A 23243-nucleotide genomic window follows, 5' to 3' on the forward strand; every position below is an offset into this window, starting at 1 on the left:
CTGCAAACCCAGCCGCGTATATGCATTCTTGTGTAGGGGCGCAGCATGCTGCGCCCCTACAAATGAGGCCGATACCCCCTCAGAATTTCTCGTCATACTTCGTCCACAACAGGTCCCCGAGCCTCCATCCCTCCGTCACCCCCCGCTCCGCCCAGCTGTTCGTATACCGCGTCAGATACTCGACCGACCGCGCAGGCGCCAACCGGTACAACCGCAGCGCCTCCTGCTCCGTCGCACCCTGCTGCTGGAACATCTGCTCCTGCAGCGGCCCGAGCACACGTGCGATATCCCGACGCATGTCGCCCCACCGCTGCGACGCAAGCGTGGAAAGATGATTGTACGCCCACCATGCACACCGCCGGTCATACCCGAACCGCCCATCGATCTTGAACGATGCCGGCAGGTCCGTCACACCACAGTACACCGGCGTGTACAACCCCGTGGCCGCATTGTCCCACGCCAACCACACAACACCCCCGATCGGATCGGGCAACCACGAACGCGACTGCGTGATCGTGGCATACACGGTGAACCAGCGCGCGATCGTCCGCTCCCCCCGCCACCCCCACCCTCCGTTCACGTTGAATAACTTCAGCATATCATACGGCATGAACGGCGACGCCATCGGCGAGATCTCGGTCTTCCCCTGCGGGTTCACCCACGTGATGTTCTTCACCGGATAGAACTCGGTCCCTTCATAGCTGTCCTGAAAGATCGCAACGAGCTTGGGGAGGGTGACGGCGGAGTCGGGCTTCACAGAGAACGGATAGTTCTCTGCATTCGGCGAGAGCTTCAACGAGGGCGCAAGGAGATCCAACACTCTCCACTCCCTCCGCCGGCTGGCGAACGACTGACGGCCATCCGGATCGTAGGCGTAACAGAACTCGAATGGCCCGGCCGCCGGATCCCACCAGCCGTTCTCGCGCGCCACACGCATGCAGTTCGCGGACACAAGGAACATGGTGGTGTCTTCCGGATGCACTTGCCGGATGCGGCTCGCGTTGGCATTCACCGCCACGTGGCCATCGGGCACACGCTGCGCCGCCCACACGGATCCCACCCGCCCCGTACCCGGACCGACGATCTCAAAATGCCATACCTCCGCCGTATCGGCGATCGTCAAACACTCCCCGACATCCCGCCACCCGTACCTGCCTGTCAGTTCACCCGCAAGCCGGATCGCTTCACGGGCTGACGAACACCGTTCGATGAGCAGCCGGACCAGCCGCCACAGGTCAATGATCCCTTTGTCCGAAACAAGCTCTTCCCGCCCACCGAACGTGGACTCGCCGATGGCAAGCTGCTTCTCATTCATACAGGGGAGCGACGTATTGATGTATCCGTAGGTCTGCCGTGCTTCCGGTATCGTGCCCAACGGCAACTGCGCATACGACGGCATGGGCGTCGTGTCGTTGTCAGCGATCCGGTAACACGTGAATGTATCAGATGCACCATGCTTCCGCGCCGGGCGGATGTCTATCGTGGTCTGCGAACGATGATCGTCGAGCGTGTGCGAGGTGATGACCGAACCGTCCGCCGATGCTGCCTTGCCGACCGTGATGGTCGTGCAGGCTTCCGGCCGCTCCGGCTGTGCAATGGACACGGCGGTGGTGACGATGAACAGAAGCAGAACATATGCGGTGCAAAGGATGGCGGTACGGTTCCGGCAGACCATCAGAAGCCTCCTTACTCGTGGGGACAGGAGGCACACAGTGTGCCTCCTGTGAGGAAGATACTCAGTCCGCCGCCGGAACGCAAAAGGAAACTCCCTCTACACCCTCCACAGATAGGACATCTTAAAGAAGAGGCCACGCTGCATCTCATGGAACGCCGGACTCTCCACAAAGCGGTCCTGCCGCCATTCCTGTTTCTCGTACAACGATCCGTACCCGAAATGGACAACCGTGCCGGGTACGTACGTGAACGACGCCAGGAAGTCCGTCAGGAGCTGCCGCCGGTACCGGTTGTACTCCACGACACCCCTGAAGAACAGATAGCGGTTCACCTGATAGGTCAGCCGCCCCCGGGCAATGGGATACTCGTACACCCGGCTCCCATCCCTGTCGCTGACGAAGTCGCTGAAGGTCATCGATGCCCGCGCTTCGATGTTGTCGGTCGGCTGATAGATCACCTGCCCCGTCACCCTTCGCCCCCTCCCCCCGAACGGATCCGCCGCATAGTAGATGCCCTTGCCGTCCGCGTACATCACATTCCCCGAGAGCTTTCGCGTCCATTGTCCACCGATATAGATCAGGAATCCGTCCGTTCTGAAGCGCTGACCGGCAAAGACCTCATTGGCGATCGAGTACTGTATGTAGGTCTGCAGCGTCCCTCCCCACGCAACCTGGGCAGAGATCGCATTGTTCGTCTCCCAGAGCGACGAAGCACGGTCATGCGTCTGCACCGAGAAGACCTGAAAGTCGACACGCTGGATGATGGATGACTCCGGATACCAGCGCGGCCGGACGAGGCCTGAGTACATCCTCACGCCCGTCCGTGTGATATAGCCGATATCCGCGCTGAACCCTTCCGCGATATCCTTGACCGCGAACCCGAGGTCCAGATCGCGTGTCCCATACGCGTAGCGGAGCCCCAACGCATGACCCCTCGCGATCCCGGGCCGGTGCGGATCCCGGGTGTCCGACCCCAGAGCGTGCATCTCGAGCATGCTCCCCTCCGTCACCCGCTGCATCCCATCGATCCCGAACAGCCGGCTGTGCTCGGCATTCGTCTCCCGCGCCGCATACAACCCACCAAGATAGCTGTCACCCTGCAGGGCCTGCTTGAAACGGATCACGGGTACGGACGCGTAGTTGCCGTGAAGGGCCGTCTCCGCAGGGTCGATCTCATCCAGCGCATACAACACCGCAAGGGTGCTCTTCGCGGACAACTTTCCGGAGAGTTTCACTCCGGCCAACGGATCGACGATGGTGCGGGTGTGCACGACCGACTGGACGGGGTCCAGATCGGAGATGGCTGTTGCCGCAAGCGTATAGATCTCGCTCCCCTCGAGGAAGAACGGACGCTTCTCCGGGAAGAACAGCCCGAAGCGGAGGTTCACGTCCACCTGACCCGCATCGGCCTCGATCTGACTGAAGTCCGGATTGTATGTGGCATCGAGGATGAGGTCCGTGGTGATGCCGTACTTGCCCGTCAACGAAAGGTCGCTCATCCGCTCCTTCACTCCGAACGTCCCGTTGACATTCTGCGAGCGCTGGCTGAATGTGAATGCCGGGATGAACTCCAGCAGCGTCGGTTGCTCCAGGCCGCGATAGATCATGGGAGCGGTCTGGGTGACCAGCGCAAAGCCCTTCGCCGGGTCCATCGGAGGGTGCGCGACCTGCTCCGAGGTCCTGCTGATCCTCCGTTCGAAATACACGGACATGGTCACGGAATCCGAACCGGCAAAGCGCAGGCTCTTCAGCGGCAGTGCCACCTCGATGCTGTACCCCGACGAATCGATGGTGCCGCCGCTCTCCCAGAGCAGATCGACACTGAAGTCCTCCTGGTTCGCTGCATACCGGCTGTCCATCTGGATGCCATGGGGGTTCACATAGAACGCGTACAACGATTGCTGATCGTTGAAGGAGTCCAGATTGATGCAGATCCAGTCGTCGGGACGGATGTTGTCGCGCCCCGTGACCGCCGCCTTGATGAGGTCCGGCCGGTCATCATCACAGCGGAAGGCGAAATACAGATGCTCGGCGTCATACGCCATCAGGGTCCTGGTGCGCTGGGGCACCTCTCTGCCAAAGTCAGGTGTATACGTGCGGAACACATCTACTTGCGCGGCGCCTTGCCAGGCGGGATCGCTCAGGACCCCATCGATGGCCGGCGGCGCAACCCCTATGCGCGTCGGGTGCAACGGCTCACGGGTGATGGCTCCGGCAGTGGCGGCACAAACGAGAAGAACGAAAACAGACGGGATCCGTCGCATAGATATTCCGGTTGTGTGATGTGCGGTGATGCAACATACGGATCCCCCCGACAACCCTCAATTCCGATGCGACGGAGGCTCACGGGGCAGCGGCAGGTCGCCATACAGCGGGGCAAATGGGAACGGCCCGGCAAACACTGCGCACCATGAGGATGTCGAAAATTTGCCGTATATTGCACGAGTATGTGTTGATGCGGAACACGATCCATCATCGGAGCCCCCTATGCACCATATGCCTGCCACACTTCTCCTTGCCTGTCTCCTGCCGGTCATCGCCATCGCAGGGACCGACACGAACCCGTTCCTCGCACCGTACGGCACGCCGTTCGAAACGCCCCCGTTCGACAGGATCAAGCCCGAACACTTCCTTCCCGCGATCCAACAGGGCATGGCGGAACAGAAGGCGGAGATCCGCGCGATCTCGCTGGTCCGCTCCGTGCCGACCTTCGAGAATACGATCGTGGCGTACGACCGGAGCGGTGCCTTGCTCGGCAGGGTGACCGGCGTCTTCGGTGCACTGCGCGGAGCGATCACCACGGATCAACTGGACAGCATCGCCAACATCACAACACCGATGCTCACCACCCATCGGAACGACATCGCACTGGACGAACAGCTCTTCCTGCGCGTGAAGGCGGTCTATGACCGGCGTGCAGAACTGAAGCTCACTCCTGCTCAGACGATGTTGCTGGACAACACGTACAAGAATTTTGTGCGCAACGGCGCGAGCCTCAACCCGGAAGCGAAGAAGTCCCTCCGTGCGCTGAACGACGAACTGTCGATGCTCTCCCTGAAGTTCAATCAGAACCTGCTCAAGGAGACCAACGGTTACCGGATGATCGTCGACAGGAAGGAAGATCTGGACGGCCTTCCGCCGGCAGTGATCGCCGCGGCGGCCACCGTGGCCGAAAAGGCGGGCCAATCCGGGAAGTGGGCGTTTACACTGCAGAAGCCGAGCTGGATCCCTTTCCTGCAGTACGCAACGAACCGGGCACTACGCGAGAAGCTGTACAAGGCGTACTGCAACAGGGGCGACAACAATAATGCCACCGACAACAAGGTGATCCTCGCCCGTATCGCAGCACTGCGCGCCGCACGTGCCCAACTCCTCGGATACAAGACCCACGCGGAGTATGTCCTCGAAGAGAACATGGCGAAGACCCCGGGTGCGGTGTATGACTTCCTCTCCACACTCTGGAAGCCTGCCCTCGCCCGTGCCACAAAAGAACGCGATGCAATGCAGGCCATGATCCGCGCCGGGGGAAAGGACTTCCCTCTCGCTTCATGGGACTGGTGGTACTATGCCGAAAAGATCAAGAAGGCGGAGTTCGATCTGGATGAGGAACAGTTGCGGCCGTATTTCAAAATGGAGAATGTGCGCCGCGGTGCGTTCGAGGTGGCCTCACGCCTCTACGGACTGCAATTCATCGAACGGAAGGACATCCAGCGGTATGCGGACGACGTGGCGGTGTTCGAGGTGAAAGAAGCCGACGGCTCACACCTCGGGATCATCTACACGGATTACTTCCTCCGCAATGGCAAACGGCCCGGTGCGTGGATGAGCTCGTTCCGTTCGTACAGCGTGGAGGGCGACACCGTCCATACCCCCATCGTCTACAACGTGGGCAACTTCACCGGCCCCTCGGAAGGCAAACCCGCCCTCCTGAGCCTCGAGGAGGTCGAAACGCTCTTCCATGAATTCGGCCACGCTCTCTTCGGCCTCCTCTCCCGCCGGCCCTATGAGAACCTGAGTCTGCCCCGCGACGGGATCGAACTCCCTTCCCAGGTCATGGAAAACTGGGCGATGCACCCCGACGTCCTGCGGTCCTACGCACGCCACTATCAGACCGACGCCCCCATCCCCGAAGACCTGATACGGAAGATCGAGAAGAGCGGAACCTTCAACCAGGGCTTCGCCACCGTCGAGTATCTTGCCGCCTCGATCCTGGACCTGGACTGGCATACCCTGACGGACACCACGTCCGTGGATGCCACGGCATTTGAGAACGCCACCTTCACACGGCTGGCCCTGATCCCCGAGGTCCTTCCCCGGTATCGCAGCCCGTACTTTGCGCATATCTTCACCAGTGGCTACAGTGCCGGATACTACAGCTACATCTGGGCCGAAGTGCTCGATGCCGACGCGTTCGAGGCCTTCAAGGAGAGGGGACTCTTCGACAAGAAGACCGCTGATGCGTTCAGAAAGAACATCCTGGAACAGGGCGGCACCGCCGATCCGATGGTCCTCTATGAACGGTTCCGCGGGAAGAAGCCGGATACCACGCCGCTCCTGCGAAAGCGCGGACTCCAGTAAGCAACGCTCGATCCATCGGGACGCACGGCATGGACCTCAGTATCTTCGATATCTATAGTATCGGCATCGGGCCATCGAGCTCTCACGTCGTCGGCCCGATGCGCGCTGCACGCCTGTTCGCGCAACAGCTCAACGAACGGAGCCTGCTCGCCCCGACCACATCCGTCCGTGTCGAACTGTTCGGCTCGCTCGCGCGCACCGGCCCGGGGCACGGCACGCTGCGGGCCCTCGTCCTCGGCCTCTGCGGCGAACTCCCCGATGAGGTCGATCCCGATGCGGTCGAGAACATGGTCGAAGAGATACGCATCAACGGCCGGCTGCGCGTGCTGGGGGTCCATGATATCGGCTTCCATCCCGACGATGACATTGTGTTCCGGCTGGCCGACACGCTCTCCTACCACTCCAACGGGATGCGGTTCACTGCATACGGGCCGGACCATACGGAGATCGACCGGGCAGTCTACTACTCCACCGGCGGCGGATTCCTCGCGGTGGAAACCTCCGAAGGCGTGCGCCCGGTCGGCGGCGAACGTGCCCCCGCACGGTTCCACTTCAGCACCGCCGCGGCGTTGCTGCGGCAATGCGACAACCACATGCTGAGCATTCCGGACCTGATCCTCGAGAACGAGAAGACCTGGCGGACCGAAGCGGAGATACGGAACGGACTCCTGAGGATCTGGGAAGTGATGCAGGCGTGTGTGGAGCGGGGGATCCGGGCGAACGGCCATCTCCCGGGCGGACTCGGCGTCGAACGCCGGGCACCACAGATCTACCGCGAACTCGTGAACAATCCCGAACGCACGCTTCGCGATGTGCTCAGCATTCTGGACTGGGTGAACCTGTACGCGTTCGCGGTCAACGAGGAGAATGCTGCAGGTGGACGTGTCGTGACCGCGCCCACGAACGGCGCGGCCGGCATCATCCCGGCAGTCCTTCACTACTACCAGCGATTCTGTTCGAACCCCAGCGAGGATGGGGTCGTGAAATTCCTTCTGACCGCCGGGGCGATCGCGATGCTCTACAAGACGAACGCTTCGATCTCGGGAGCTGAAGTGGGGTGCCAGGGAGAAGTGGGGGTGGCCTGTTCCATGGCGGCCGCGGGCCTGACCGCCGCTCTCGGTGGATCCAACCCGCAGATCGAAGAGGCAGCGGAGATCGGGATGGAGCACAACCTCGGTCTCACCTGCGATCCGGTGGGGGGACTCGTGCAGGTGCCATGCATCGAACGCAACGCGATGGGTGCAGTGAAGGCGGTGAACGCTTCCCGACTTGCCTTGCGTGGCGATGGCAAGCATATCGTGTCACTCGATACGGTCATCGCCACGATGCGACAGACAGGCCTCGATATGAAAAGCACCTACAAAGAGACCTCGCTCGGCGGACTGGCGGTCAACGTGGTGGAGTGCTGACCGCCGCCCGGCTGCCGGAACCTAGGCAACCTTCCGGCGCGACCGCCAGCGGAAGACAAGCCACAGAACGAGCGATCCTACCAATCCGAAGAACAACCCCTGCCGCAAACGATAGGTCTCCTTCCCTTGCGTGGGATACAGCGAGTACGCAAGCTGCGGACGGAAGAGATACCGCTCCAGATTGGCCAGCAGGAAGGTCTTGTCCCGGTAGAACCCCGTATAGATATTCCGCACATCCTCCACATTCGGCGGACGGCGGTACGTGAAGACGGAGTGCGAAGTGAATTCACTCCGCACTTCGGCATTGCACTGGGAGAAGGGCAGGGTCACGACAGTATCGGTATACGGCAGGTTCAACCGGGCCGTCCATTCCCAATCCATGTACACGCGCGTCGAGGTGCTGTCCCACGCACCGAATTGGTTCAACTGGAACAACTCCGCCGTATTCAGCACCCGGCCCTGCCGGTCCCTGATGTAGATCTGTGCATGGGAGAGGTCCACGAACGCCCACCGGTTCTGCTCCTTGATCCATGACTCCGCGAACGCGTGGCCGGTGTACACGATCGTGTTGTCCTGCGTGCGCGCTCCGAAGACGAATCGCGTGGGGATGCCGGCACGGTTCGCCCAGTAGACATACAACTGCGCGTGCTGCGTGCACCATCCCTTCCCCGTGCCATAGGCCATGTCATTGTAGAGCATCCAGGGATTCATCCAGCGCTCATCATCCTTCGGAACGCCACGGGCATTCTGCAACTTGATGCGCAGGTACCGGGACACCTTCTCCATCTTTGTGAACGTCGGTTCGCTGTCCAGGATCCCGACCTCATGCGCAAGTATGGCGGCGGTCGAATCCAACCCCTCCTTCCCCACATACGCATAGTCGTCCACCCAGTCCGCGACCGAGAACTGTTCGAACTCACCACATGGAACATTCGACCGCACGACATACACGTCGTTATGCTTCATCCCCAGCGAGCCATAGAACTCTTTCGAGTAGAATCGTGCGGAGACTTCGAGCGGCGGGCAGATCCCTTCAGGAATGGGTTCGAGGCGGTAGGTATTCAGGACGCTGAACGTGGTGTCGATCAGGAATTCGGGATCGCTCCCGAAGGCAGACTGCGGCTTCCCGCCGTTCGTCGTGACCTTCCACTCCTTCACCTCGCGGGCAAGCGACAGATGCAACTGGAGCCTGTCACGGTCCACCACCGTCCATGACTTGATGGTGGGCACATCCGATGGATAGTACAACGTTGCGTAGCTCGTCGGAGAGAAGGACGACTCCCACTCACGATCGAGGAAGACATAGACATTGAGAATGATGAAGAGAAGGGCCAGGGATCCGAAAGTTTTCGATGCGAACGATGTCCGTTTCATGGATGCCGCCGGGAACGTGAAGGTTGAGGAGGATAGTGGGCGCGTGACGCGCGGAATGCTGCTCGCATGTTCCGGCTTTTTCAACACATAATCAATGGAACGACGTTTCATGGGTGAATATCACCCTTGACAATCCACACGCGGACAGAGATATTCGGATACACTCCCGGCACCCCGCGCCGGTCAACCAACGAGGCCTGCCATGCCCTGGATCCAGAAGACCTTCACACTCAGAAGCCGTGCACGCGGTTTTCATCTCATCACCGGCGAGATCCTCGCTGCACTTCCTGAACTTGCCGGGATCCACGTCGGACTCCTTCATCTCTTCATCCAACACACATCCGCATCGTTGACGATCAATGAGAACGCGGACCCCGATGTGCGCAAGGATATGGAAGAGCACCTCCGCCGCTTGATGCCCGACAATGCACCACACTACCTCCACGAAGCGGAAGGTCCCGACGATATGCCCGGACATCTCAAGTCCTCCGTTCTGGGATGCTCTCTTACGATACCGGTCACCGGTGGAAGGCTGAATCTGGGGATCTGGCAGGGGGTTTACCTCGGCGAACACCGCGACGACGCACGCGGCAGACACATCGTAGCCACAATAATGGGAGAATGACCCGATATCCTTGCTATTGGTTTGGCGAGACTGTATAATAACTCAACAGGTCCGCCGACCACCCCCTGATCCCGGCGGTCATGTATTCTCTCATCTGTTATCACAGGAGGACCCATGAACCGCCCTTCGTTACCCCGGCGTCTCTATCCCATCGCTGCACTGTTACTGCTTCTTCTTCCCTCCGCCTATGCGCAGGACTACGTCCTGATCGGCTGGAGCGAGTCAGGCATGCATTGCATCAATAAAGACTTTTCCAAGATGGCGTTGATGCCCCCGGGAAATACCCTCCGGGCACAGCTGATCCATCGACTACCCGATGGCCTCCCCCAGGCGGTCACGACCGGATTCACGGTCGAGTATTCCATTCCAAACAACACGACCTCCATCACCAAGACCAATTTCTGGACCTACGCAAAGACGCTGTTCGGACTTGCCCAGGACCTCCCCGCCAATGTTGGCCTGTCCGGCAAAGGGCTTGCTGGCTTCATGGATACGACCGGGAACAGCTTCGTCGCTACGGGCATCCCCGTGATGCCGTATGCGGATTCCAACACCACGAAGCTCGCCCCCTACCAGCTCGCTCACCTCGTTGCGAAGGATCCCGCATCAGGAGAAGTGCTGGCGACCACCGATATCGTCATCCCCGTGAGCAACGAGGTCGGCTGCGCACAGTCGGGGTGCCACAGCTCTGAAGCGGATGTCCTCAATGACCACGAGTCGGTGACCGGGTTCAGCAAGACCGGTCCCGTGTTGTGCGGCAAGTGTCACGCCTCCGCCGGCGCAGGACTTCCCGGCAACGGGAGCGTGATGTCGCTCTCCATGGCGGTGCACAACAAGCATAAGAACCGCGTCGGCACCGCAACGTCCATCGCGGCATGTTACAAATGCCATCCCGGCCCGACGACACAGTGCCTGCGCGATGTGATGTCCACCAACCCTGTCAAGCCGATGATCTGCCAGGATTGCCACGGAACCATGGCCACCCTGGTCACTTCGTTGACGAACGGACGCAGGCCGTGGCTGGACGAACCTTCGTGCGGCGACTCCAGCTGCCACGGCAGCAGCTTCTCGGAAGAAGCAGGCAAGATGTTCAGAGAGTCACGCGGACATGGCAAACTCTTCTGCTCGGTGTGCCACGGAAGCCCGCATGCGATCCTTCCCTCTCGTGAGGCGAACGACAATCTCCAGAGCATACGTTTGCAGGGAACCGCCGCACCGATGCGCGACTGCCGCGTCTGCCACGCTCTGGTGATCCCGGTCTTCGGCCCTCATGGCATCAGTTTCAATCCGACGTCCGTGAAGGAAGCCGGTGTCCCGGTGGTCAATGCCCTCGCACAGAACTATCCCAATCCATTCAACCCATCCACATCCATTCGCGTCTCGCTCGCTCACCCGGGCTTTGTCACGCTGCAGGTCTTCGACCACCTCGGAAGAACGGTCCGCACCATCGCAAAGGACGTCCGCGATGCAGGGAACTGGGTCGAAGAATGGCGTGGGGATGACGACGGCGGCCGCCCGGTAGCAAGCGGGGTGTACTTCTGCAGGCTGACGGTGCAGGACATGGATGGCACCGGGACGGGCTTCACGTCCACGGTCAAGATGCTCCTCGTGCGCTGACCTTCTCCAGGTCAGCCGGGAAAGCGGATGGCAATGCGGGTACCGTGGGGGACCGTCAGACTGAAGGTCCCCCCGATCTGTTCGGTGAGCGACATGACAAGGGTCATGCCCATCGACGTCAGGGACCTGGGATCCGTGCCCGGCGGCATGCCGCACCCGGTATCCTCGACGATCAATTCCACTTCCGCGGACGAGAGACGGCGCGCTTTCACGTACAGCTTCCCTTCCGCTCCCGCCGGGAAGGCATGCTTCAATGCGTTCGAGATGAGCTCGTTCACAATGAGCCCGCACGGGATCGCCGTATCGACGGGCAGATGGACCTCGTCCGTTTCCATGTCCACCGTCACGGTCGTGATACTGTAGGAACGGACGAGGTCATTGGTGACGGTCCGCAGATAGTCCCCGAAGTCGATCCCGGCCAGCATCTCCGATCGGTACAGCTTTTCATGGATCAGCGCCATCGAGCGGACGCGCGTTTGACTGGCAAAGAATGCCGCACGAATCGTGGGGTCGGCGATGCGCGCCGACTGCAGGTTGAGCAGGCTCGAAATGACCTGCAGGTTATTCTTGACGCGATGGTGGACCTCCTTCAACAACACTTCCTTCTCGCGCAGCGACGACTTCAACCGGTCCTCCGCCCGCTTCACTTCCGCGACATCCCACGCCATGTCGGCGAATTGCACCACCGTGTCGATGTCCTGCTGCGTGTAGTCCGTCGCCTTGTTCCCGATCCCCAGGATCGCCACGATGAGGTTGCCGCGGAAGATCGGAACCGCCAATTCCCTCTGCACATGCGCATGGCCCGGCGGGAGCCCCTTCCGGTGAGGTAACGCCATGTAGTCGTTGTGGATCACCGGCCGCCGCTCCCTGACGCAATCGATCCACACCCCGGCCTCATCCAGGGCATAGTGCGTGCCCTTCCCCTCGGCATGACAGAACTCCTTGAGTGTCCGCGTGCTCCACGTTTGCAGCGTCAGCGTCTTCTGATCCGGTTCCAGGAAATGATAGAATCCGATCGGACTCCCCGTCAGGGTCCCGACCTCATCCAGCGTCTCACGCAGGAGCTCTTCCGTCGTATGGTCGCGGGCAAAATCGGTCAACCGCAACCGCGAACTCCTGATCTCCTCGGCAAGCCGACGGTCGGTGATGTCCTCGAACATGCCAAGAAGTCCCGTGACGTTGCCATGCGGGTCCCGGTAGGGCACCTTGATCACCCGGATCCATCGCGACCGGCCGGGGAGCTGATACTCTTCCTGCACGTCAATGGCCCGGTTCTCTTCGAAGACGATGCGGTCTCCTGCCTGGTACTCCTCCGCAAGCTGACGCGGGAAAAGATCAAGGTCCGATCTCCCGACGATCTCATCCGGCAGGATCCCCAGGTCGTGCGCGAATGCCGCATTGCAGGAACGGTAGCGCGAGTCCCTGTCCTTGATGAAGATGCGCACCGGCAGATGCTCGACCAGGTTCCTGTTCAGCGACTCGCTCTCACGCAGCCGTTCGATCACCGCGCGCCGGTCCGTGATGTCTTCGAAGACCATGAGCGTATGGCCGGGCTGCACCTCGCCTTCATGCATCAACGGGAAGGCGCTCCCGATCAACCAGATGATGGGCGAACCCTCTGTCCGTTGCACCCCGAATGTCAGATCCATCACCGGCCTGCGGGTGTGGGCGACGACGACCGAGGGCATCTGATCCGGCGGAACGGGGGTCCCATCCTCATGGACAACAGCGTGGAACACTCCCCGCAAACTGAAACGCTTCGCCGTGGTGGCAGGCAGACGCAGGATGCGGATCGCCGACGGATTCGCATCGATGACGTCGCCGCTATCATCCACATAGATCACACCCTGGTACATGCCTTCATAGAGCTGGCGGTACAGATCGCGGCTCTCGACCAGCAACACGCGGGATTCCGTCTCCCGGCGGCGGCTCGCCTTGAGATCCCGCCTCCAGAGAAAGAGAATGGCGAACGCACTCGCGAGCGTAAAAAGCGTGATGAAGAACCCCATCGTCTCCGCGCGGACGCGCAGCGGATTCCTGATCACATCTTCAGGGAGCAGCGCGATCACCGACCACGGCATATCGGCAACATCGGTGGCGTATGCATACACCCTCCTCCCGTGATGGTCGGTCGCCATGAAAAAACCCCGTTCACCCCGCGCCGCCCGCACCTCTGGCAGCACCACCCTGTCCGCCGGGAACGCCTGCCACCCCCCCTGATGCTCTGCATCGGAGGCAGCAGAGAAGGCAACAACAGAGTTGTCATCCGATCGCACGAACTCACACACCGGGGTGGTCCTGGATGAGTCCACAGCCTCAAGGAACGGGAACAGAAATGCGGTGGGATCGACCCGTAACAACAGATACAGGGGCGGAATGTCGTTGATACCGGTGAGGTCCAGCGGAGCGAGAACGTCAAGATGGGTGACGGGCACCCGGGCGGAATCACTGTGGAAATCGGTGAAGAGCGGCTTCCCATGGTCACGGACGTCTCTCAGAAGCAACGGCATGCGGAGGCCAACCACCGGGCGGTCGCCGCTGGCATGGGCCCATACCCGGGCACTGTCATCCAGAAGCTGAACGCTATAGTATCCGTACCCCCGCTTCATCACATCGAGAGCATGACGGATGCTCTCCAGCCGCTCCCTGTCCCCGGGGTGGCGCACAAGCTCCGCTGCCGCCCGCCCTAAGGTGCGCTCGGATGCAAGGACCGATGCATCCGTCAAGCGCTCGCGACGCCATACCGACAGCCTGGTGGCCTGCAGCCGGCTGACCGCGGAAAGACGGTCCTCGGTCTCACGGAGCATCGCCCGCTGCTCTTGTTGGTAGATCAGCAATGATGCAAGAATGATCCCGATAACGAGGATCACAAACGTTATGATCGGTGTTATAGAAGAGAAGCGTACGGAAGGATTGGAGGGCCCGGGAGTGGACTGTTGGGCGCCATTGGGAGTGTTCGTCATGAGACCTTGTGTCCGCTGAGTGGCGCGTACAAGGGTGTGAATTCCCTGTGCAGACTGCGTGCTTCACCCACTCCGGTGCCCATCCGGAAGTACGAAATGCTGCGGGACCGGATCAACAGTCACGATACGTGTGGCAACATAGGTAATCCCCTCCAAGAAGTCAAATTTGCAGGTTTTGCGGGGTCAAAGGCGGGGTGGGCCCGAGGGCTTGATTTGAGGGGAAAAAACATCCATCTTATGGAATACCCAACCACAACTACGAAGGCTGTCCGGAATATGACTCATTACAAAGAACTTGGGCTTGTCAACTCCAAAGAGCTCTTCCAGAAGGCCGTGAAGGGCGGATATGCCATTCCGGCGTTCAATTTCAACAACCTCGAGCAGCTTCAGGCCATCATCGGCGCCTGCGTGGAGACCAAGTCCCCGGTCCTCCTCCAGGTGTCCAGCGGCGCCCGCAAGTATGCCAACCAGACCCTCCTCAAACATCTGGCCAAGGGCGCTGTTGACTACGCCAATGAACTGGGCTATGCCATCCCGATCGTCCTCCATCTGGACCACGGCGATACGCTCGAACTGTGCAAGTCCTGCGTCGAGTCGGGGTTCTCATCCGTCATGATCGACGGCTCCCACCATCCGTACGATAAGAACGTGGAGATCACCCGGCAGGTCGTGGAATACGCCCATAAGTACGACGTGTCCGTCGAGGGTGAACTCGGCGTCCTCGCCGGCATCGAGGATGAGGTCTCCAGCGAAGTCACCCACTACACCCGTCCGGAAGAGGTCGAAGACTTCGTGAAGAAGACCGGCGTGGATTCGCTGGCCATCTCGATCGGCACCTCCCACGGCGCGACCAAATTCAAACCTGCGCAGTGCACCCGCAACGCGGACGGTGTCCTCGTGCCGCCGCCGCTCCGGTTCGACATCCTCGAAGAGGTCGAGCGCCGCATCCCCGGCTTCCCGATCGTCCTCCACGGCGCATCGTCCGTGCCGCCGGACCTCGTGAAGCTGATCAATGGCAACGGCGGCAAACTGAATGATGCCGTCGGCATCCCCGAAGACCAGCTTCGCCGCGCTGCAGCTTCGGCCGTGTGCAAGGTGAACATCGATTCCGATGGCCGCCTCGCCATGACCGCCGCGATCCGCAAGGTCTTCACGGAGTCGCCGGCTGAGTTCGATCCGCGCAAGTACCTCGGACCGGCACGCGATGCGCTCAAAGCCCTGTACAAGCATAAGATCATCAACGTGCTGGGCAGCGCCAACCGCGCCTGATCGACACACGACACCCGCTTCACACAAGAACCGCGGCCTCCGGGCCGCGGTTCTTTCGTTTCCACTCAGAGCCACCGCTTCCAGAATTCCAGCATCGCCGTGTACAAATGGATCCGCGCCGGGCGGTCGCTGATGCCGTGCATCCGCATCGGATACACCATCAGATCAAATTGCTTGTTGGCCTTGATGAGTTCGTTGACGAACGCCCACGTGTTCTGAATGTGCACGTTGTCGTCATAGGTCCCGTGCACCAGCATCAGACGCCCGTGCAGATCCTTCGCATACTGCAGCAGGGAGTTCTCCCGGAACCCGGCAAGGTTCTCCTTCTCGGTCCGCATGTACTGCTCCGCGAACCTGCTGTCGTAGAACCGGAAGTCCGTCACACCCGCCACGGCAATACCCGCCTTGAACTCGGTGGACCGGCTCATACCCAGCAAGGTGTTCGACCCGCCACCACTCCACCCCCAGACACCGATGCGGGCAGAGTCCACGTCAGGCAACTGCTTGATCCACCGCACCGCGTCCACCATGTCGTTCAACTCCACCGGCCCGACGAGTCGCTGGAAGATCGAAGCCTCAAGCTTCTTGCTGATCCCCGTCGCCGCCCGGTTGTCCATGTGCATGACGATGTACCCCTGCTGCGTGAGCAGATTCTCCCAGAAGATCTCACGCTGCCACCCGTTCACGACGGTCGGCGCCGATGGGCCACCATAGACATTGATGATCACGGGGTATTTCTTCCCGGGCACCATCACCCTCGGACGGAGTATCTGCGCAGGAAGCGCAAATCCGTCACGCGCAGGAATGGAGAGGAACTCGGGCGCACCGAGGCCGGCGGACAGCTCGGAGAGCTTCTTGCCGGCATGGATCACCCGGACCAACCCACCGTCCCGCTCGTGCACGGAGACGGACGGCGTACGATCGATCGACGAATACCGGTCGACGAAGTACCGTCCATCCGGACTGAATGTGACACTGTGCGAGCCATCGCCCGTCGTCAGCCGCTTCATCCCCTTGCCGTCGAACCCGATGCAATAGAGATGGCGCTCGAGCGCGGACTTCTCCAGCGCAGTGAAGTAGACGCTCGCCCGCGCCTGATCAGCGAAGACCATGCCACCCTGCACCCAGGCAACACCCCCCGCCTCGCGGAGTGCCCACGTCCCGCGGGTGATCTGCCGGACCACTTCTCCCTTCATCGAATACATGTACAGGTGCTGATACCCATCCCTCTCCGACGGCCAGAGGTATCCCGAACCATCTTTCAGGAACGTCAGGCCATCAACGATCCCCACCCATGTGGAATCCGTTTCCACCATGAGCTGCTGCGCCACTCCCGTCGTTGCATCCGCCAGCAACAACTCGCGCCGGGTCTGCAGACGGTTCAACGTCTGGATGCTGAGCCGCTGACCGTCCGAGAGCCAACCGACCCGGACGATATATTCACTCGGGAACGGAGCGAGATCGATCCAACGGGTTGCCGCATCAGCAAGGCCGACCACGCCAACGCGGACAGCGGGATTCGGCTCGCCGACCTTCGGATATGCCTGGCGGATGACCTTCGGGGTCCACGGCTTCACATCCACATAGTGTTGCACGCTCACCCGGGATTCGTCGAATTGGAAATAGGCAATGCTCCGCGAATCGGGTGACCACCAGTAGCCCGCATCATGCCGCCCGAAGATCTCTTCCCAGTATACCCAGGAAAGCGTCCCGTTGAGCGTCGTAGCGGAGCCGTCGGCCGTCAAGCGCTGCTCCGTTCCCGCACCGATGGCGTATGCGTACAGATCGTTGTCCCGCACAAATCCGATCGTTGAACCGTCCGGCGAGAAGGAGATGCATTTCTCCTCTCCCGGGGTCTGCGTAACGCGCGTGAATGCGGCCTTCGCAAGGTCCAGCACGAAGATGTCGCCTCCGAAGATGTACAAAGCACGCCGCCCCTTCCCATCAAGAACTTCCGGGAATGGTAGTGCGCCCGGTGTAGCGTCACCAAGGAACTTCTGCAATGATGTGCGCGCCGCGGGGAGGTCGACAAGACGGATGCGGTCTCCACGTTCAACCGTCATCGCGTACATCGCCCCCGGGGTTGCACCCTCGCCGCGTTCGTACACCACAAGGCGCCCATCTTCCAACCATTGGTACGGCGGCGTGCTCACCGGACGCCCGGAGGCCGCGGAATACAGCCACTCGACAGTAAGAGTGTCGGGGATCTGTGTTTGTGCTGTGATGGAGAGGCTGGCAATGACCAGGCCAAGGAGAAGAACGCGGCGGTTGAACATGGATCGTGCTCGATGTGATGATCGGATGAGTGGTACCTGGCGTGTCAGGGAGAGACGATGCGGCTACGGGATGCGGACAGCATCACTTTTTTTGAGAACGCACCGGGCGGGGTTTCGCCGTCATGATGCCCGCGCCTGTCAATTGACGCGCCGCCATGAAGAGCGCACCGCCGAACTGCAAGGATCCCATGATGGTACGAAACGTCTGCGTTTTGGCTTCCCGCGCCCATTGCGCACGCAGCGGCGCAAGAAGGTCCTGCTTCACCTCGAACCCGCGGCCGGGAATACCGCCATCGGTTCTGCCTGGCACGCCATCAAGGAAGAAGCCCGGGGAAGAGAACGCAGGTGGCGCGGCGAGATGGGGCGGGATGGAGAACGTCGCACCTCCGGGATCGAGGCCCGGCTCCAGGAGCTGGATGCGCACGGTGTGCGTCGTGTCGCGATCCTGAGATTGGGCGGAGGCCTGCGCGACATAACCCAGGACCATCACGACCAGAGCCATCTTCATGAAAGAAGTCATGGTCAAATATACATGACTCTGCCGGTGGAGTCAAGAACGTTGGGGCATACGGCGAAGAGTGAAAATTCAGAGTGAAAAGAGGTCAGCGATCTGGTGGAGGCGGCCGGGGAGTTGCCCCGGCGAGGTTTCTCCACTCCGTGGACGGCTGACAGTCATCGATCTGTATGGAGCCGATCGAAGAATTTGGAGAAACCGAGACGGGGCACTCCCCGGTCGCCCCCCAAAAACCGAGACGGGGCACTCCCCGGTCGCCCTGCCGCACAACAAAAGAGGGCGATACCGCAAGCGGCACCGCCCCCGCACATCGGACGCGCCCGGCCCTTACCCCTTCACGAACTTCGAGCCCAATGCCCCGCACACCGGACACTTCTCGGGAGCTTTGCCGAATTCGATGTAGCCGCACGTCGGGCAGAGATAGAATTCCGTCGTCCCGAGGTCTTTGCCGGTCTTCGCCGCATCAAGCGCCTGTGTGTACAGCTTCGCATGCACCGCTTCCGCTTCCACTGCCCACGCGAACATCCGCTTCGCCTTGTGCCCGTCCTTGTCGGCCTGCTGCACCATCGGCGGATACATGTTCGTGAATTCGTGGGTCTCGCCTTCGATCGCGGCCTTCAGGTTGTCCGCCGTGGCCCCCACACCGTCCATGGCCGCAAGATGCCCCGCGGCATGGATCTTCTCCGCTTCCGCGGTGAGTCGGAACAGCTTCGCGATGTTCGGGAATCCGTCGGCTTCCGCCTTCTTGGCGAATGCCGTGTACTTCTGGAATGCCTGGCTCTCGCCGGCAAACGCTTCTTTCAGGTTATCGAGGGTCGTGGGCATAGTGCTGCCTTTCACTGTGAATGAACACGGTTGAATGGAATGGTGGGAAGGAACAGGTAAGGATATGGTGAAAAGATACGAGGTTTTTCCATAGACGCAAGCATCCGGGACCGGAAGCGTCCAATCTACGGTTGCTGATTTTGGTCAGTTTTTGAGGGTGGCCTTAACCCAGTCCTGAGATGGAGTAACCCCTGCTGTGTACGATTTTCCGTTAAGTGTTTTCTTTGCCTCGACAGTCCGTAGGGTTTGAGTCGAGTACGCCACCAGAAGGTTAGATACGAGAAGCTCCTTCTCATGTTGAACTTCATCTTGATCCTCGTTTCCTTGACGGTTGAACGTCTCCGCCATGTTGTTGGTCCTGCAGTCACAGGTAAGCACGGATCAGTGGGTTGAAACGACGCTTCCACTTGCGCTTCTGGATTGTCTCTAACTGCCAACAGATCCAACGCCTACTCTGGTTGCGTGCGCAAAGATGAGTCTGCACCTTCGCAGTTAAAGACCGCTACGAGGTCTTCTGCCATGCTTCAGAAAATCCCGGACCTTACCAAGTAGAGCCCTTCTCAGAGTGCCGCGTTGTTGCTTTGGGTGTGATAGCCAAGATCTTCTCCACCACGCCCAAGGGTTTTTATGCAGTATTGATGCGCTTTTCTGCATAGACGTGTCCGATGGCCAAGGTCAGCGATGTATCCAAATCGCTGTGATGCCGCAAGGAAACCCAGTGCCACACTTCCTCCAGGAACTTCACTGCCTCGCTCACCGAGCACTCCCACACAGGACGCCAGTGAACGATCGCCCCCCGCGACAAACAAAACACTTCTCGTCGACGACCAGATACGACCACCGGGGCAAACTCCCGGCTCACTCCAGAGCCTCTTGGCTCGCAAGGCGACGGAGGCAACCATCTCTGAAGGCTTGTCGGAAGATCTTCGACCGGTCAACACACACGTGCGATGACCCGGTAACCGCCTTCGATGTGGCGTCGTGCGACATCGCGCATGAACGCACACTGTAGAACGATGGCGGACACCGGCCTCAGGAAGCTCTTGGAACACGACAGACAAAAAATCGCTGCACGGAGAGGAGGCGCTCTTGGACAACATCCATCTGACGGATCAACAATGACCATTAGCCTTACTCGATCTGCCCACAATAGGGGCAATGACGAAGCTTTTTGACCCACGGGAGTCCTTAAGTCTGTTAAAAGCTTAAAAACTCTAAATGCCAAACAGATAAGGACTCAACCACAACAGCAACCGAAACTGATACGCTATGCCGGGACCTGCTTGCACGGCGGCGGAATGATCACTATACTGAACCGTCCCCCCCGCCCGCTCCCTCCCCCGCGGGGACCGCCCCATTGTTCACGCACCAGGAGGCCCAATGGCCCGTTTCGTTACCGCTCTTCTTCTCCTCTGCCTTTGCGCCATGTCCTCCGCCCCGGCAGGAAGCGTGAACCTGTCCGGATCCGTCCGCCATCTGTCATCGCTCACCCCCTCGATTCCGCAACGATCGAGATCATCAACGACGCCCAACCCGCGGAGCGGTTCACGGTGGTGAGCAACGCCGTCGGCCTCTGGAATTTTTCCCTGCAGACCACATCGGTGGGAGCGGAAGGTGCTCTCCCCGGCACCTTCGCGCTGGACCAGAACTACCCCAACCCGTTCAACCCTTCAACGAGCATACCTTTCACGACGCCGTCTCCCGGGAACGTGACGATCGCCGTCCACAACACGATCGGCCAACGCCTCGATGAACGGACGTATACGCTCGATGCCGGTAGCCACTCGGTACGCTGGACCGCCAGCGGCGCGGCAGGCATGCTCTTCTATACGGTGGCCCTGGGCGAGATGCGCCTGACACGCAGGATGGTACAGCTCGATGGACATGGACGGGGCGGATTGGGCGAGGTGCTCACTTCCGGGCGGACAGGCACGACTCGCAGCCCGGCCAAAGCCGGGCCGCTTGCGCTGACGATCATCACGACGAAGTTCCTCTACATGCCGGACACGACACACCTGTCGGTGCAGGGAGACGCACTCGTCGACACGAAACTCGAGACCGTCCACGAACGTGCGTTCGTGTTCGATCTCCACAATGATGTGATGGAGAAAGCGGTGCTCGGCTATCAGATCGGCATCCGCCATACCACCGAGCAGTCGGATATTCCCCGGTTCAAAGAGGGAGGCGTGGATGCGCAGATGTTCGCTCTCTGGACCGACTGGCGCGATTCTGCCGCGCATCCGTACTACGCCTTCACGCTGGCCATGGCGGATACCTTCAATGCCCAGGTCGCACGCAGCAACGGTGCGATGATCCAGGCCCGTTCCACCGCCGACCTTCTCGCCGCTGCGGCGCAGGGAAAACTTGCCGGTGTCCTTGCCATCGAGGGGGGCCACGCGATCCGGTACGACCTTACAAAGCTGCGCGAGTACTACGATCTCGGCGCGCGCTACATGACCATCACCTGGAACAACAGTATCGGCTGGGCGGTCTCGGCACAGGATACCCGGTCGTCAACGGTCGGCTTGAACTCGTTCGGCCAACAGGTGATCCGGACCATGGATTCACTCGGGATGCTCATCGATGTGGCCCATACCGGCATCAAGACCATCAAGGACATCCTTGCGATCACAAAGAACCCGATCATCGATACGCACGCCGGCGCACGTGCCCTGTATAACCACTATCGGAATCTCTCGGACGAACAGATCGACAGCATTGCTGCACGCGGGGGCGTGATCGGGGTGGTGTTCTACCCGAGCTTCCTCTCATCCACGGGCCGCGCGACGATCGACTCCGTGGTCCGGCATATCGACTACATTACGAAGCGCGTGGGGGTGGACTATGTGGCGATAGGATCGGACTTCGATGGGATCGAGACCGTTCCTGTCGGACTCGAAGATGTGGCGCGCCTTCCGAACCTGACCGCTGCGCTCCTCCGGAAGGGCTACAGCATCTCCGATGTTCACAAGATCCTCGGAGGGAACGCCCTCCGGGTCTTCACACAGGTGTCCAAGTAGTGATGCGCAACTGCATCCCGGGCGCTCGTAGAACGTAGAAAGAAGGACACCAAGGGACGGAGGGAAGATGGAAACCGGGACTTTCAACGTGTTTTCGCAGGCGTTAAAACGCAGAAAAGACGCCCTGCTGAGCTGGATCGGGGCCGCATCACCGGAAGAAAAGGCAACACGCCTGGGCCCCGCCCCCCTGACCGCCGTCGGAGATCATCTTGGCGTCCTCGATGCGGCGATCGCCCGGGCCGACGAGGGCGAACTCGGCCGCTGCACGGTGTGCAATGAGTTCGTAGAACAGCACTGGATCGAAACAGACTACACGAATTCCGTGTGCCTCGAGCACTTGAGCGGCAAGGAGCGGTCCAACCTGGAGGCCGAACTCGAACTCTCACAGAAGGTCCAGAAAGCCCTCCTTCCTCACTCCGTGCCGGAATTGCCCGGATGGGAGGTGGCGGCGTTCTCACGGCCAGCATCGATCGTGGGTGGTGACTATTTCGACTTCGCCCGCTTCGGGAATGGCCACCATGCCCTGATCATCGCGGATGTCATGGGCAAAGGGATGCCTGCCAGCATGCTCATGGCGAGCCTGCAGGCATCGCTGCGCATCCTGACGCCCGAGAGCAATTCGCCGTCCGACGTGCTGACGCGCATCAACGCGATCTTCTGCCACAATATCAATCTGACGAAGTTCGTGACCCTCGTCGTCGCTGAACTCGACCCGGCCAGCGGTACGCTCCGCTATGCGAACGCCGGGCACAATCCGCCGTTCATTCTGCGCGCCGACCGGGATGCCGCTCCGGAACCGTTGATGCCGACGGGAGCGGCGATAGGACTGATGGAAAGTGCGACGTTTGAGACGAAGACGGTACGACTCGCCGTGGGAGATGCGATCGTGATGTACACGGACGGCATCACCGAAGCAGGCGCCCATCAGGAAAGGATGTTCGGAGAGGAACGGCTTCGGGACTTTCTCGTGATCAACCGCCACACCCCGGCACAAACGTTGATCAAAGACCTCCTCGCCGCGGTGCACACACACACGCTGCATGCCCCGCCTGCTGATGACACGACCGTCATCGTGGTGCGGCACAGGGCCTGACGGGGCC

15 protein-coding genes are annotated in these 23243 nt (G+C 60.6%); 7 read left to right on the top strand and 8 right to left on the bottom strand.

What is annotated here, in order from left to right; genetic code table 11:
• Positions 1-79: 79 nt before the first annotated feature.
• Together IPI01_15320 and IPI01_15325 are read right to left on the bottom strand one after the other, a co-directional pair.
• Complete coding sequence (locus IPI01_15320; GenBank protein ID MBK7259138.1) at positions 80-1675, bottom strand: C69 family dipeptidase; 1596 nt, start codon at positions 1673-1675, stop codon at positions 80-82.
• 96 nt (positions 1676-1771) lie between these two features.
• Entirely contained in the window at positions 1772-3937 is a 2166-nt protein-coding gene (locus IPI01_15325) for a carbohydrate binding family 9 domain-containing protein (GenBank protein MBK7259139.1), read from the bottom strand.
• Positions 3938-4160: 223 nt separating this feature from the next.
• On the opposite strand from IPI01_15325, the gene IPI01_15330 reads away from it, so the two are divergent.
• Together IPI01_15330 and IPI01_15335 are read left to right on the top strand one after the other, a co-directional pair.
• Positions 4161-6251: a M3 family metallopeptidase gene (locus tag IPI01_15330; GenBank protein ID MBK7259140.1), complete on the top strand. Its 2091-nt coding sequence runs from the start codon at positions 4161-4163 to the stop codon at positions 6249-6251.
• A gap of 29 nt (positions 6252-6280) precedes the next feature.
• A complete protein-coding gene (locus tag IPI01_15335; GenBank protein MBK7259141.1) occupies positions 6281-7660 on the top strand; it encodes an L-serine ammonia-lyase in 1380 nt (459 codons plus the stop codon).
• A gap of 21 nt (positions 7661-7681) precedes the next feature.
• On the opposite strand, the gene IPI01_15340 is transcribed toward IPI01_15335, so the two are convergent.
• Positions 7682-9145: a transglutaminase domain-containing protein gene (locus tag IPI01_15340; GenBank protein ID MBK7259142.1), complete on the bottom strand. Its 1464-nt coding sequence runs from the start codon at positions 9143-9145 to the stop codon at positions 7682-7684.
• 91 nt (positions 9146-9236) lie between these two features.
• Between IPI01_15340 and IPI01_15345 the strand changes: the two genes are divergently transcribed.
• Both IPI01_15345 and IPI01_15350 read left to right on the top strand, forming a co-directional pair.
• Positions 9237-9659, top strand: a complete 423-nt coding sequence (locus IPI01_15345; GenBank protein ID MBK7259143.1) for a YjbQ family protein — start codon at positions 9237-9239, stop codon at positions 9657-9659.
• A gap of 114 nt (positions 9660-9773) precedes the next feature.
• Positions 9774-11276, top strand: coding sequence for a T9SS type A sorting domain-containing protein (locus IPI01_15350; protein ID MBK7259144.1), 1503 nt, complete (start codon positions 9774-9776; stop codon positions 11274-11276).
• Positions 11277-11287: 11 nt separating this feature from the next.
• Here IPI01_15350 and IPI01_15355 read toward each other — a convergent pair whose 3' ends face one another.
• Positions 11288-14239 (bottom strand): PAS domain-containing protein, encoded by a 2952-nt coding sequence (locus IPI01_15355; protein ID MBK7259145.1) that lies wholly within the window; start codon positions 14237-14239, stop codon positions 11288-11290.
• Positions 14240-14515: 276 nt separating this feature from the next.
• Between IPI01_15355 and IPI01_15360 the strand changes: the two genes are divergently transcribed.
• Positions 14516-15508, top strand: a complete 993-nt coding sequence (locus IPI01_15360; protein ID MBK7259146.1) for a class II fructose-1,6-bisphosphate aldolase — start codon at positions 14516-14518, stop codon at positions 15506-15508.
• Between the two features lie 65 nt (positions 15509-15573).
• On the opposite strand, the gene IPI01_15365 is transcribed toward IPI01_15360, so the two are convergent.
• The 4 genes from IPI01_15365 to IPI01_15380 form a co-directional block, all read right to left on the bottom strand.
• On the bottom strand, positions 15574-17784 hold the full coding sequence (locus IPI01_15365; protein ID MBK7259147.1) for a S9 family peptidase: 2211 nt from the start codon (positions 17782-17784) through the stop codon (positions 15574-15576).
• An 82-nt stretch (positions 17785-17866) separates the two neighbouring features.
• Complete coding sequence (locus tag IPI01_15370; GenBank protein ID MBK7259148.1) at positions 17867-18292, bottom strand: hypothetical protein; 426 nt, start codon at positions 18290-18292, stop codon at positions 17867-17869.
• 333 nt (positions 18293-18625) lie between these two features.
• Positions 18626-19123, bottom strand: coding sequence for a rubrerythrin family protein (locus tag IPI01_15375; protein MBK7259149.1), 498 nt, complete (start codon positions 19121-19123; stop codon positions 18626-18628).
• Positions 19124-19267: 144 nt separating this feature from the next.
• The gene (locus IPI01_15380; protein MBK7259150.1) at positions 19268-19471 is read right to left on the bottom strand and encodes a hypothetical protein; all 204 of its coding nucleotides are present in this window, start codon (positions 19469-19471) and stop codon (positions 19268-19270) included.
• A 1070-nt stretch (positions 19472-20541) separates the two neighbouring features.
• Between IPI01_15380 and IPI01_15385 the strand changes: the two genes are divergently transcribed.
• Both IPI01_15385 and IPI01_15390 read left to right on the top strand, forming a co-directional pair.
• Positions 20542-22143 carry a dipeptidase gene (locus IPI01_15385; GenBank protein ID MBK7259151.1) on the top strand — a complete coding sequence of 534 codons (1602 nt, stop codon included), beginning with the start codon at positions 20542-20544 and terminating at the stop codon, positions 22141-22143.
• 67 nt (positions 22144-22210) lie between these two features.
• On the top strand, positions 22211-23236 hold the full coding sequence (locus IPI01_15390) for a PP2C family protein-serine/threonine phosphatase (GenBank protein ID MBK7259152.1): 1026 nt from the start codon (positions 22211-22213) through the stop codon (positions 23234-23236).
• Positions 23237-23243 lie beyond the last annotated feature (7 nt).

The sequence above is a fragment of the Ignavibacteriota bacterium genome (assembly GCA_016707525.1).
GTDB lineage: Bacteria > Bacteroidota > Ignavibacteria > UBA10030 > UBA6906 > JAGDMK01.